General features: G+C 53.0%; 9 protein-coding genes and 1 pseudogene. 4 read left to right on the top strand and 6 right to left on the bottom strand.

The window, feature by feature from the left end; translation table 11 throughout:
• Positions 1–12: 12 nt before the first annotated feature.
• Positions 13–1,122 carry an aminopeptidase gene (locus tag LARV_RS11100; RefSeq protein ID WP_075073701.1) on the bottom strand — a complete coding sequence of 370 codons (1,110 nt, stop codon included), beginning with the start codon at positions 1,120–1,122 and terminating at the stop codon, positions 13–15.
• A gap of 160 nt (positions 1,123–1,282) precedes the next feature.
• Between LARV_RS11100 and LARV_RS11095 the strand changes: the two genes are divergently transcribed.
• From LARV_RS11095 to LARV_RS11085, 4 genes and pseudogenes are all read left to right on the top strand, one after another.
• Complete coding sequence (locus LARV_RS11095; protein ID WP_075073700.1) at positions 1,283–2,110, top strand: alpha/beta hydrolase; 828 nt, start codon at positions 1,283–1,285, stop codon at positions 2,108–2,110.
• Positions 2,111–2,378: 268 nt separating this feature from the next.
• Positions 2,379–3,779: pseudogene (locus tag LARV_RS20950) on the top strand (serine hydroxymethyltransferase); the annotation flags it as partial.
• 84 nt (positions 3,780–3,863) lie between these two features.
• Entirely contained in the window at positions 3,864–5,507 is a 1,644-nt protein-coding gene (gene gcvT / locus LARV_RS20945; protein WP_407936370.1) for a glycine cleavage system aminomethyltransferase GcvT, read from the top strand.
• 188 nt (positions 5,508–5,695) lie between these two features.
• A complete protein-coding gene (locus LARV_RS11085; RefSeq protein WP_075073698.1) occupies positions 5,696–6,913 on the top strand; it encodes an aminotransferase-like domain-containing protein in 1,218 nt (405 codons plus the stop codon).
• 66 nt (positions 6,914–6,979) lie between these two features.
• On the opposite strand, the gene LARV_RS11080 is transcribed toward LARV_RS11085, so the two are convergent.
• The 5 genes from LARV_RS11080 to LARV_RS11060 form a co-directional block, all read right to left on the bottom strand.
• On the bottom strand, positions 6,980–8,737 hold the full coding sequence (locus tag LARV_RS11080) for a nucleoside kinase (RefSeq protein ID WP_075073697.1): 1,758 nt from the start codon (positions 8,735–8,737) through the stop codon (positions 6,980–6,982).
• A gap of 135 nt (positions 8,738–8,872) precedes the next feature.
• Positions 8,873–10,630 carry an alpha-amylase family glycosyl hydrolase gene (locus LARV_RS11075; RefSeq protein ID WP_075073696.1) on the bottom strand — a complete coding sequence of 586 codons (1,758 nt, stop codon included), beginning with the start codon at positions 10,628–10,630 and terminating at the stop codon, positions 8,873–8,875.
• 67 nt (positions 10,631–10,697) lie between these two features.
• The gene (locus tag LARV_RS11070; protein WP_075073695.1) at positions 10,698–11,597 is read right to left on the bottom strand and encodes a sugar ABC transporter permease; all 900 of its coding nucleotides are present in this window, start codon (positions 11,595–11,597) and stop codon (positions 10,698–10,700) included.
• Positions 11,590–12,636, bottom strand: coding sequence for a carbohydrate ABC transporter permease (locus LARV_RS11065; protein WP_075073694.1), 1,047 nt, complete (start codon positions 12,634–12,636; stop codon positions 11,590–11,592). The genes LARV_RS11070 and LARV_RS11065 overlap by 8 nt, the downstream gene beginning before the upstream one ends.
• Before the next feature lie 126 nt (positions 12,637–12,762).
• On the bottom strand, positions 12,763–14,061 hold the full coding sequence (locus LARV_RS11060) for a sugar ABC transporter substrate-binding protein (RefSeq protein ID WP_075073693.1): 1,299 nt from the start codon (positions 14,059–14,061) through the stop codon (positions 12,763–12,765).
• Positions 14,062–14,078: the final 17 nt, after the last annotated feature.

The raw sequence follows: 14,078 nt of genomic DNA, 5'->3' as shown, positions 1-14,078 counted from the left end.
GGTTCCTATGGATCAGAAATCCAGCACGAAATTACCGTTCTTGTAGAGCAGTTCACCGTCCACCCAGATTTCTCCGCCGTCGCGCAGATCGCAGATCATATCCCAGTGGATGGAAGACGTGTTCTTGCTTCCGGTCTCGGGGTAACCGGCTCCCATGGCCATGTGAAAACTGCCGCCGATTTTTTCGTCGAAAAGGATTTCACGCGTGAAACTGGTGATGCCTTCGTTGGTGCCGATTGCGAACTCACCCACATAGCGCGAACCCGCATCCGTATCCAGAGTCTGGAGCAAGAATTCTTCGTTCTTCTCTGCCGTGGCTCTGACAATGCGGCCTTTTTCGAACCACAGGCGCACGCCGTTGACTTCGCGCCCGGCGTAGATGGTCGGGTAGGAGAAATAAACGTGTCCTTCCAGGCTGTCTTCCACCGGACCGGTGAAGATTTCGCCGTCGGGCACATTTTCCTTGCAATCGCAGTTGATGAACGTGCGGCCTTCGACGCTCAGGCGCAGATCGGTTTCCTTGCCGATCACATGGACCTGTTTTTTGCCCTTCAACCACTCCACAACCTTCTGCTGTCGGGCGGAGACTTTCTTCCAGTAGCTTACCGGGTCATCGGCGTCCGGCATGCAGGCCGAATAGACGAAATTCTCATAATCAGTCAGGCTCATTTCGGCGTCCATGGCGTGGGCTTCGGTCGGGAACAACGTCAAGGTCCAGCGCAGTTCGCCTTTGGCGGCCCGTTCCATGTAGATCTTCATGATCTCGTCGTTGGCCTTATCCACCAGAACCATCTTGGCGGGATCCACCCGGCTGAGGTTGCGCGTATTTGCCGATGCCATCAGGCTGATCAGCACGTCGTAAGTCGAGACAACCTGCTTCCATGGCTCGTGAATGTATTGAAGCTGTTCATCGGATGCATAGCGGTAGAATTCTTCCTGCGCCCAGGGCATTGCTGCCATGATGAAAGGATACCCGCCGGCCTGCAAGACCTTCTTGTAGACTTCGCGCATGAGGGGTTCCGCCAGTACGGAACCACGAATGGCAACCTTATCCCCCGGTTTGACTGCAACTGAATAATTCACCAGTAAATCAGCTAACTTGGCGATCCGTTCGTCTCCCATGCTCTTCTCCTGAATGAAGTTAAATTTGAATACGGTTATTGTACCATTTTGGAATTTTGTGAATCCGGTTGCCGGGATAGTCTTTCAAATTCGTTTTCAGCTTGCGGATTTATTTGTCCGGATATACACTGTGCTCAACTGGATGAAACTGGAGAAGAAAATGAGTCATTTGGAATTTTCATGGCAGAGCAAGGATGGTTTACAGTTCTTCGCCCAAGAATGGCGTCCGGATGGGAACATCCGCGCGGGGGTTGCACTCGTCCACGGCATTGGAGAGCATAGCGGCAGATACCGGCACGTCGCGGATTATTTCAACAAACAGGGCATCGGCGTGGTTTCCATGGATCACCGCGGCCACGGCCGGACGGGCGGACTGCGCGGGCATGGCTCATATGATCAGATTCTGGAGGATATCGACCGGCTGCTCGAAGAAACCAGGCAGCGTTATCCCGGTCTACCCATCTTCCTTTACGGTCACAGCCTGGGAGGGAGCCTGGTGTTGTATTATGTGCTGAAACGCCGCCCGCAGTTGAATGGCGTCATTTGCACCAGCCCGGGACTCATTCCAGCCCCCCAACCGCAGTCAAAGATTATCCTGGCGCACGTCATGGCGGTGATTGCCCCGAGTTTCCGCGTCAATACCGATCTCGACCAATCCGGACTCTCCAGAGATCCATCAGTCGCCCAGATTTATGCAGCCGATCCGCTCGTTCACGGGATGATTTCCGCTCGCCTGGGCCTGGATCTCCTGCAGGACGGTGAGTGGATCATCCAGCACGCGAGTGAATTCTCGCTCCCGCTTTTGCTCATGCACGGCAGCGCGGACCGTCTGGCAGATCCCAACGGGTCAAAACGGTTCGCCAGTCAGGCAAAGGGCGATATCACGTTCAAGATGCTGGACGGCTGGTATCATGAACTGCACAACGAACCGGATCAGAAGATCATCCTGGACGAAATGGTCACCTGGATCGACCGCCATTTGACCTGAACGGATCCTGCCGGGCAATTCAGTCATTCATCTTAAGGCTGCCTGTTTTTTGTCAGATGCAGATAATTAGCTGTGGCACTTGACCCTGTATTGTCCCCGGGCTACAATTAATTCGTATACTGGGATAGAGTGTTTATTTAGGGTCAGATTGGTAAAAAGACAATACGAGCTGCCGTGAGCGCAGCCCAATGGAGAATAAAGAACCTAAAAACAGGGGCTATCTCACCTCAGCTTTCCTCAACTTTCACCCTTAAAAGGAGAACGTCTCATGACTGATTTTCTTTTTCGCGGCAAGTTAGCGGATATTGACAAAGATGTTGACGAACTGATTCAAATCGAAGCAGAACGTCAGGTTCGTAAGCTGATCCTCATTCCAAGTGAAAGCTCTGCACCTCAGGCCATCCATGAGGCGCTTGGCTCGGTGTTACAAAATTTGTATGCTGAAGGTTATCCGGATGAAGAGACTCGCTTCATGAGCGAGGCAGAAATTCTCGATTACACGGCCCGGCTGGCCCATTACCGCCGTTACGCCGATCCCCGGTATTACAAAGGGGTCGAATACGCCGACGTCATCGAATCGCTTGCCCGCCGGCGCTGCGCCGAAGCCTTTGCCACTCCAACCGTTTCTGCATCCCAATTATATGTAAATGTACAGGCGCTCTCCGGCGCGCCTGCCAATAACGCCGTTTACCATGCCCTGATTAATCCGGGCGATACCATCCTGGGTATGAATCTGCTGCACGGCGGCCATCTGACGCACGGTTCCAGCGTCAATCGCTCCGGCAAACTCTACAACGTTGTCCACTATAACGTTGCCCCCGGCACGGAACAGATCGATTATGATGCTGTGGAAGCCCTGGCGAAGGAACACAAGCCCAAGATTATCGTCGCCGGCTATTCCTCCTATCCCTGGGCTCCGGATTGGGAACGGTTCCGTCTCATCGCCGATTCCTGCGGCGCGATTCTGATGGCCGACATTTCGCACATCGCCGGCATGGTTGCAGCGGGCGTGTTGCCTTCCCCGGTCGGCTATGCACATGTCATCACCTTCACCACCCACAAGACTCTGTGCGGTCCGCGCGGCGCCTGCATCATCACCAACGATGCCGCGATCGGTCGCAAAATCGACAAGGCGGTATTCCCCGGTGAACAGGGCGGCCCCCACGTGCACGTATTCGCGGCCCTGGCGACCACATTCAAGCTCGCACGCACTCCGGAATTCCGCAAGCTGCAACAACAAATCCTGGATAACTGCGCCGCGCTCACCAAACGCCTGCAGGAACGCGGTCTGCGCATTGCCTACGGCGGCACCAACACCCACCTCGGCAATGTGGATTGCAAAACCATCGTCGGCGCCGACGGCACGCCGCTCTCCGGCGATATGGCCGCTCGCATCCTGGATGTGGCTGGCATCGTCCTCAACCGCAACACCATCCCCGGCGATAAAACAGCCCTGTTCTCCAGCGGCATTCGCTACGGCACACCCTGGATGACCCAACGCGGGCTGAATGAAAAGGATATGATCCAGGTCGCCGACATCATCGCGGACGTGCTGCTGGCCTGCAAGCCCTACAGCGTCGAAACCCGCCAGGGTCCGGCCGCGCGCGCCAAGATCGATTTCCGCGTCCTCGAAGATGCCAAGAAACGCGTTCGCGAAATTGCCGAGAAAGCCGGCACCGACCTCGAAGTCGGGAAACACGGTTATCCGCACTTCTTCTTCCTGGATGACCAACCGGACGGCAAGGCCGAATGGATGGCCTTCGATCTGACCGGCGAGCACGTTCGCCCGTTCGTCAACTACGTCTTCACCAGCGATGTCGAATCCCTGGTGCCTGGGAAGTCCCAGAATACACAACTGGTGACCCCGCTCGGTGAAGTCGATGGTGTTTTGACCTGCGTGGCCGACCATGAATATCGCCTGAGCGTCCCGTCCAAATCTGCTCCTCTGGCTGCCACCTGGCTGCGCGATCTATCGGATGGCTACACCACCTTCGACGCCGACCCGGTGCGCCGCCTGCCCGGCCCGATCTATGTGACGGCCTCGAAGGCCACCCCGGTCACCCGGGCGGATGGCCAGGCCGTTTACTCCTACAAGCCCTATTTCATCGGCATGACGGAATTCAAAGACAAAGCCCTGCCTCGTTTCGATTGGCCGGACACCGAACCGACCCAATTGTTCCGTACGCCTTTGTTCGAAACGCACCGCAGCATGGGCGCCAAAATGGTGCCGTTTGCGGGTTGGGAAATGCCGGTCTGGTACACCTCGGTCGTCGAGGAACACCTCGCCTGCCGCCAGGTGGCCGGTCTGTTCGACGTTTCGCACATGGGCGTCTATCAGGCCGAAGGGCCCGAGGCGCCGGCTTTCCTGGACAGCATTTGCGGCAACGATATCGCCGGTTTGGAAGTCGGCGAATCCTGCTACACCCACCTCCTCGACCCGGATGCCAACGTCATCGACGATATGCTGGTCTACCGCCGCAGCGCCGATAAATATCTGGTGGTGGTCAACGCCTCAAACGATGACAAAGACCGCACCTGGATGGAAGCCGTTCGCGACGGCAAGGTGATGGTCGATGCCAAACATCCCTGCAAGAAAGCTTTCGGCGGAAAGGTGATCTTCCGCAACCTGCGTGACCCGAAGGCTGGCGAAGATATGCGTGTCGATCTGGCTCTGCAGGGTCCCAAGAGCCGCGATATTCTGCTGTCGCTGGGTTGCGACGCCAAGACCCGCAAGCGCATCATGGGGCTCAAACGCACTCAATTGTGCGAGGCGGTGGTCGGTGGGTTCGATCTGGTTGTTTCGCGCACCGGTTACACCGGCGAAAAGATGGCCTTCGAGTTATTCGTCCATCCCAATAAGCTCGTCGATCTCTGGAACGCACTCTTGAAGGCTGGCGAACCGTTGGGCCTGAAAGCCTGCGGCCTGGGCGCGCGCGACTCGCTGCGCACCGAAGCCGGCCTGCCGCTCTATGGGCATGAAATGGGCGGCGACCTCGGTCTGGGTGTGGCTGAAGCCGGGTTTGGCTCCTATGTAAAGACTTATAAACCCTGGTTCGTCGGCCGGGACGCCTTCATCGAACGCGAAAAGGGCCGCCAGGGAGTCGTCGTTCGCTTCCGCTTCACCGAAAAGGGCGTGCGTATGTCGCATCACGGCGATCCTGTGCTCGACCACAAGGGCCGCGTCATCGGCGTCGTCACCAGTTGCGCTGTCGATTCCGAGGGCTTCCTGACCGGCCAGGCCTTCGTGGAATTGAAATCGGCTGAAGAGGGCACGCCTATTTCCATTTACCAGGGCGCGCCGAAAGCCGCCGGGAAAGCACCCGCTGAGATGAAAGCAGGCGACCGCATCGTTCTACCGACCTCCGCCGTCATCCTTAGCCGCTTCCCGAAACTCTAGGTCCGATCCGGGCTGGTCTTCAATCTTAGGCCAGCCCGGTTTTATTCCATCGGTGCTTCTAGGTGAGTAGAAGTTCTACTGGTAAGAGTGCTCTACAGGTTATGTACTTCAGGGGTGTCCGAATCATGGTTAACGGATTCCGAATTTCGGAATTCAGAGCATATACAACTCGAAATAAGGAGAAAAGAATGCAAACACCCTGGGATCATCGTTACGCTCAGCGTACGCAGCGAATGAAAGGGTCAGCCATCCGCGAGTTGCTCAAAGTAACGGAAATGCCCGACGTGATCTCTTTTGGCGGCGGCATGCCCGCCCCGGACGTATTCCCGATCGAAGAGTTCCGCGAAGCCTGTGACAAGGTCCTCCGTAATCAGGGAAAACAGGCCCTGCAGTACGGTCCGACCGATGGCTATCTGCCACTGCGTGAGATGATCGCCGCCTATTCGGCCCGCTTCGGCATCGAAGTAACCCCCGAAAACATCCTCATCACATCAGGATCGCAGCAAGCGTTGGACCTGATTGGCAAGATCTTCATCAATCGTGGTGACCGCATCCTGGTTGAGTGCCCGACCTACCTGGGCGCACTGCAGGCCTGGAATGCCTACGGCGCCGAATACGTCACAGTCCAATCGAATGAAAACGGCATGGTCCTGGATCAGCTCGAATCCTCCATGCGCTCCGGCCCCAAATTCATCTACAGTCTGCCGAATTTCCAGAATCCCACCGGAGTCACCTATTCGCTGGAATGCCGCCAGAAGCTGGTGGAAGTGGCCGACCGTTATGGCGTGCCCATCGTCGAGGACGATCCCTACGGCCAGCTTCGCTTCGAGGGTGAGAACCTTCCATCCATCGTCAACCTGGACAACAAGCTCCGCGCCCAGAACGGCACATACACCGGCAACGTAATCTACCTGAGCACCTTCTCGAAGACGCTCTCTCCCGGCATCCGCCTGGCCTGGGTCATCGCGCCAACCGAGGTCATTCACAAGATGGTGATGGCCAAACAGGGCACCGATTTACAGACCCCGACCTTCACCCAGATCATCGCGTACGAAATTATCAAGAATGGTTTCCTCGACAAGCACATTCAGACCATTCAAAATGTCTATCGAGAACGCCGCGATATCATGCTGGAAGAGCTGCAGAAGAATATGCCAGCCGGCGTTCAATGGACCCATCCGCAAGGCGGTCTGTTCCTGTGGGTCACCCTGCCGGAATATATGGACTCGAACGTCATCCTGAAGGATGCGATCGCTGAGAAAGTCGCTTTCGTACCGGGTGATTGTTTCTTCCCCAACGGCGGCGGCCAGAACACCATGCGCCTGAATTTCTCGAATGCCAAGCCAGAAAAAATCCGCGAAGGTATCCAACGCCTGGGCCGTGTGATCCAGAAATACGTAAAGTAATCCTTCGTCGCCCCTAAACTCAGCGCCGCCGGTGATCCCGACGGCGCTGAAACGTTAATCGATTGGTTATCCGCCGTTTCCGTTGCGGTGAATGCTAAAAAAATCAGCCGGACTTTCCCAGAGTTTGAATTCCTTGAGAATCGATCCGCCGATGAACTCCCTCAAGATCGAATTATCCGGGATCAAATCTTCCGGAATCGGTTGGAACCACTCCAGGAATGCCAGCAGGCGCTTGGCTTCGATATGTTCCATAGTGCCGTACGGCACCTGGCGAAGCAATGGCTCGGCCAGTAATTTGAGCGCCGAGAGCTCATAGACCAGCGCCGAATTGAACATGGCATCCGCGTTTTCCTGATAAGGAAAAATGTGGGTCTTCTCGCCCCGCCGCACCGATTCCCAGCGCGAGACCGTTTGCAGGGCGGAATAACCGCGGTCGCGGGCGTCCCGCACGATGCGCCTCAACAGACGCGTATCCGTTGTGGAAATCCGGTTGTGCCGGTCGAGATTGAGCTGCGTCAGGCAGGAGACATAAATCCGGAAGGTCTCCTGCAATGGGATATTCGGCAGCAGATTGGGATTCAACCCATGAATACCTTCCAGGATGATCAGTTGGTCATTTCGCAGCCGGACGATATCGCCGGGTTCCGAGTGGCCGTTCTTGAAATCATAATGCGGCAGTTGGACCTCTTCGCCGCCCACCAGGCGCTGCAGGTGATCGACCAGCAGGCCCGTGTTCAGGGCGCCCAAGGCCTCGAAATCGTAATGCCCGTTTTCATCGACCGGTGTATCGTCGCGGTTGACGAAGTAATTATCCAATTCGATTGGATACGGCGACAGCCCCTGCGCGAGAAGTTGGATGGCCAGGCGCTTCGAAAAGGTCGTCTTCCCCGAGGAGGAAGGCCCGGCGATCAGCACAATTCGGGATTGATTGGCGCGTTCGACCACCTGCTGGGCGATGTCGGCTATCTTCTGCTCTTGAAGCGCCTCGCTGACCAGGATCACCTCGCGGCTGCGGCCGGCGGCAATGGCGTCGTTCAAGGCGCCCACGCTCTCGATGCCCAACCGTTTCAGCCAGGCGCCGTACTGGCGGAAGGTATCCAACAGTTTCGGATATGCCGGCATAGGTAGCAACTTCATGGGAGAATGGCGGCGCGTGTAGCGCAATACAAAACCCTCGCCCATGGGGGCCAGCGCGAAGTACTTCAGGAAACCCGTCGAAGGCACCATATACCCGTGGTGATAATCCTTGTGATCTTGCAACTGGTACAGCACCAGATGATCCTTCTGGCGGTAGCGCAGCAGCCGGACTTTATCCTGCATGCCCTTATTTTCGAAATATGCGATCGCTTCGGCAAGTGGCACCTGGCTTTTCATGAACGGGATGTCCATTCTTACCAGTTCCCGCATGCGATCTTCCAGAGCGCAAATTTCGGAGGCGCTCAGGGGGGCGCGCTCCATGACCTGACAGAAGAAACCACCCGAAGCCACCGAATGATCCACTGTCAGGGCGGCCTGGGGATAAAGGTCTTCGAACGCGACCTCCAGCAGGAAGGTCAGTGAACGGCGATACAGGCGGGCGCCGTCCATATCCGCCATGGACACCGGCTGGACCCACGCATCGATATCCAGGATATAGGTCAGCTCGCGCAGGTCTCCGTTGATGATGGCTGCCACGATGGGCGGATTATCCCATTCGGGCAACTTCCGCAGGAAGAATCCGACGGCTGTGCCGCGTGGGCCTGAAATCACCCGCCCATCCGGCAGGCGAATTTCGATCGTTTTACTGGCTGAGGCCAGTTGATATTGGTCTGTTTCATCAAACATAATCGCTCACGTAAATCCACCATTTTTCGCGAACCAAGTATACCCCGAATTGCGAGACCAGGTCGCGGCGATCGTCCATCGACGAGGCAATTGGTGCAATATCCAGGCCAGGCAGGTAATGTGGATGGATAGGGATTATTTTACCGGTTTCAATTCGAGGATCAGTCTTGCATTCGAAGATAATTCATCAAGGGGTTGGTAAGCTTTAATCACACCATTTGAGCCCACTGTAATCGGAGTCATTACCCCATTTCCTAACAGCGGTGTCACAGAGTAATTTCCGGCTGGAAGATTAACCTGAAGATCGAATGCAAAATCACGAATTGGGGAATCACTTAAGTTGATCAGGATAATAATTACCTGACCTTCAAATTGTCGGACGGCTGCATAAACATCGGCAAATCCCGTATCGATCCATTGATAATCCCCAACCAGTAAAGCCGGCGTTTTCTGCCGCATTTGAATCAGTTCCCGATAAGTCGAAAGGAGCGAATTCGGATCTTTCAACTGCAAGTCTACATTTTTCTTTTTATAATCCGAATTGAGGGCAATCCAGGCTTTACCATCTTGTGAAAAACCTGCGTCTTTCGCAGCCGTCCATTGCATCGGCGTGCGAATTTGTTCATCCGGTTTTGAGCCACTCATCCCAATTTCTTCTCCGTAATAAACAAATGGCACACCACTCGCTGTGAGTAACAGGGACGCGGCAGCTTTTAGAGCAGCCTCATCCCCCATCAATTGGTCGGATATGCGATTCATATCATGATTGGTCAGAAATGTGGCCATTTGGTTTATCGGGAACAATTGAACCTCTAGCATTGTTGAACTTCCCAGGATTGTTGCGTCTCTCCGGTTTAAACCTTCGATCCACGCAGAGGACAGATCAAAATCAAAGACCATATCCATCTCCTGGTCTTGGACATACTTTACGCTGACAAAAGAGCTGTCCCAGACTTCGCCAACAACCATTGCCCGGGGATTAATGGATTTGACCAGATTGTAAAATTCTTTTAAATATTGATGGGTTTCAGGGGTATTGACTTGCACTTCGCCATCTTCGATCAAATGGCGAGCGCCATCAATCCGGAAACCATCTACACCCACATCGGTCAACCAGAATGAAGTGATTTTCTTAATCTCATCACGAACTGCCTGGTTCCGGAAGTTTAGGTCAGGCATATTTGAACTAAACACACCATAATAATAATCACCTCGGATCGACTTATGCCATACGGTTTCATTCCAGGGTCCGACATACCCCGGATTCTGATCAGACCAGATGTAATAATCGCGGTAGGGTGAATCGGTCGCTGACATAGCCGACTGAAACCAGGGATGTTCGGAAGAAGTATGGTTGATCACAAAATCAATTATGATGCGGATTCCACGCTCATGGGCTGCATCCAGTAATGCCTTAAAATCGTCCATCGTTCCATATTCCGGATTGACAGCCAAATAATCGGTAACATCGTACCCGTGATAAGAAGAAGCTGGAAAAATTGGCATCAACCAGAGTGCAGTAATTCCCAGATCGCTGGTTGTCTCAGGATCACCATCATTGAGGTAATCCAGTTTCGCGGTAATACCGTTGAAATCACCGATCCCGTCTCCGTTCGAATCACTATAACTTCGCACAAATATTTCATAGAAGACAGAATGACCCCACCAATTTGTCTCGTCATAGGGATTCACCAGTGTGTCTTCTGGAATAGGTTGAGTGTTTTTGGATATTTGAGGCACCGATGTCTGTGTAATTTCGGCGGTGCTTTCAATCCTGGGGGGAGCGGATGACAAAGGTCGAGTTTTTGAGTACTGGTTTTGGAAAATAAGAATTAATGCAATTGCCAGTCCTCCCAAGCCCAAGATTGCCAGGAAAACATACTTTCTTCTCATCCTAATTCCTCCTCATAAAAAAAGGGGGAGGTTTAGTATCAACCTCCCCTCATGCAGGAAATATACCTTACCCTTTGACGCCACCTACGGTTAAGCCTGATATGATGTAGCGCTGCAAGGAATAGAAAATGAGTAAGATAGGGATCGACATCAGGATCGACATCGCCGCAAAATCAGACCAGGGCGTCGAATACTGACCCTGCATCGAACGCAGCGCCATTGCCAGGGTGAACCGCGAAGGATTCTCCAGGAAGGTCCATGCCAGGACGAATTCAGTCCACCCTGTCATGAAACTGAACAGAATTGTGATCGCAAGCGCCGGGACAGAAAGCGGTAAGATCACTTTCATAAATGCGGTTGTGACACTACATCCATCGATCAGTGCGGCTTCTTCCAGTTCTTTAGGGATGGTATCGAAATAGCCTTTCAAATTCCAGATCGCAAAAGGTAGGGTCGACGAACCGTATGCGATCATTAGGCCAAACAGAGTCGCTCTTAAGGGTTCCCCATTAAACTTGATGATCGATAGTAGTACATACAAAGGTGCCAAGGTCGCGGTGGTTGGGAGCATCAACAGGACGATAAAACCTAACATTCCCGCCTGTCTGCCAATAAAGCGGAAACGGGAAAATGCATATGCCGCCGACGAGCCGAGCACAACTGCCAAGACACTTGTCCCTAATGCCACCAGAACGCTGTTCCCGAGTAGTCGTCCAAAAGTCATACAAGTTGCGACATTACTTGAGTCAGTACAAAGCAATGTAAAGGGCTGGAAGAGCACTCTTTGAAAGGCTGCAAAAGAAGCACCGGGTGGAATAAGCGTCAGGCTAAGTGGCTTATCGATATTCCTTGGATCCAAAGCTAATGAAAAAATCCAAAGGATTGGAAAAAGGACGGTTGCAGTTACAACAAGTAAGAAGAGCTGCAATCCAACTTGCCGCCAAAAAGCATTCGCTTTCCTATGCATTGTAAGCCTCCGTCGCCTTGGTGATTCGGTTATTAATCATAGTAATGATGAATAACACACAGAACACCACAATACTAAAAGCAGCCGCCACCCCATAAAGTCGTTGATTGTACACAAGGTTGAAGGCTTGGGTAACCAAAATCTGGGTCTCCCCAAATGGGCCACCTTGTGTAATAAAGTAGATCACATTGAAATTATTAAAGGTCCAGATGGTACCTAACATAATCGCTGGTACCATGGCGGGACGGATCATTGGAACGGTTACACTCCAGAATTTCTGCAAACCGGTTGCCCCATCCATTTCAGCAGCCTCGTAAAGTTCACTGGGGATCGATTGCAGTGCTCCTGTGGCAACCACCATCATAAATGGCCAACCTAACCAAATATTCGTCACAAGAAGGCAATAGAACGCCAAAGGTAAGAAACTGAGTATGCCTCCGATTGGCGGAACCGCATTCGTTAACCACTGAGTATTTGTCGGAAGTGAAGTGCCAACCCAATTGTTGATCACGCCGATCAGTTGGTTTATTGCGCCAAAGCGATCATCGAACATATTGCGCCATGTCAGCGCAGCGATATATCCAGGAATAGCCCATGGTAAAACAAATAAAGCTCGGTAAACGCGACGTCCAATTAACTTCTTACTATTGAGAGCCAAAGCAATTAAGACACCCAGGGAGACATGGAAAACCAGATTGGAGATAGTCCAGACAATATTAAATAATAGAAGTCTCCAGAAGTCATAGTTTTGAATCGCTATATTGTTGGTTAGAATATCGACAAAGTTCGCCAGACCAACAATATTGGGAGCGAATTTTGCTGTCTCTGGGTTCAGTAAATTAAAGCGCAAATTACGGATCCCATAATCAGTGAAAGCCATCCAAATTTGGTAAGCCTGCGGCAGAAATGTAATAATCGCCATCAACAGGCCGGCAGGAGCAATATATGCCCAGGCAGTGAGGGATTTCTTTACCCCCTTGGAGAATTCTGCTCCTCTACTTGGACCCTTCCCTTTTCGAAAATCAATAGGTAGTTCCATATAGCCTCCTGATATAGGATTATTACGGAAACGACAAAATTATTATAGCAAGAAGCAGGTGGATAGCACCCATTGATGTTTCCACCTGCTTTTCTTACCTCATTGCGACCTTATCCAACACGGATGTTATTGGATTTTTGCCACGGCTTCTTTTACAGCGTCGAAGGCTGTTTGCAAAGCTGCAGCCGGATCGGTACCCTTATCCAGAACTGACAAGATTGCGTTGTTCATGGGATCCCAGTAAGCGCCCATTTGGGGAATTACAGGGAACGCAGTACCGCCAGCAAATGCGGCGACTTCCATCTTCTCGACAGGATCGCTGACTTCCATGCCCTTGATCACAGGAATACCGCCAGCCATCGGGATGGTGGTGCCCACATCCGCCCACATTGCCTGAGCTTCTTTGGACACAAAGTATTCCATGAACTTCTCGGAGGCGATTGCATCATCGCCAGCGGCGGTCGTGGTCAGGTAGATGTTGTCATTCTGAACGTAACCCGACATACCAGCAGGCCATGGATCGATCACGAGTTTATCGGCGCCAATCGCATCGGACAATGCTTTCGCATTCCAGGTGCCATCGATGATGACGCCCGCTTTTCCAGCCTTGAACAAGTTGACATCATTGTCATTGTTGTTCTCCACCGGGAAACCTGCGGTCTTGACGGATTTAATCGCGGCTAACCAAGCAGCACCCGTCGCATCATTGAAGGTCGGTTCGCCGGTGTTGGGGTCCATCAATTTACCACCCATGGCAGCGAGGTGCCCAGCAGCGAAGAAGAAGCCTGTTTCGAAATCGAGACCAACTACATCACCCTTGTTCGCAGCTTTGGCTTTTACGAGCAAGTCTGCGAGGTCTTTGGCAGGTTCAGCAACAATTGAAGAGTTGCGATACATCACAACACCCTTCAAATTGATGGGCAGGCCAATGACAGCATCCTTATATTTCACAGATGCCACAGCAGCGTCGTTCAAGGTATCCAGCAAGCCAGCCGTGAGCATTGGGGTGAGATCCTGAACAAGTTGGGCATTGAAAGAAGCAGGACCCCAGTCAGCAGCGCCGATGAGAATCGTGGGCCCACTACCGGAACCAACTGCGGTTTCGAACTTATTGCGCAAATCGTTATCCGGGACAAACAACGCCTGAACATTGACATCAGGATAAAGCACTTTGAAGCCGGCGATGATCGCGTTTAAGCTATTCGTCTCTTCGGTCTTCTTGGAGTGCCAGATTACCACATTGCCCTTCACGGTAGGTTCTGTGGGTGCCACTGTGGGGGCTTCCGTCGCGGCTGGAGCTTTGGTAGCCTCGGGAGCTGAGGTCGGCTCAACTGCCGCGGTCGGGGTCGCCGCAGGACCGCAGGCGACCAGGACAAAAACGGCGATCAGCATAACACTGATCAGGGTCAAGAATTTCTTAGACATCTCTTTTCTCCTATCTC

Origin of the sequence: Longilinea arvoryzae (assembly GCF_001050235.1) — a bacterium.
Taxonomy (GTDB): Bacteria; Chloroflexota; Anaerolineae; order Anaerolineales; family Anaerolineaceae; genus Longilinea; species Longilinea arvoryzae.
The sequence above is the reverse complement of the archived record's forward strand: the minus strand, read 5'-3'. Positions and strand labels throughout refer to the sequence as shown.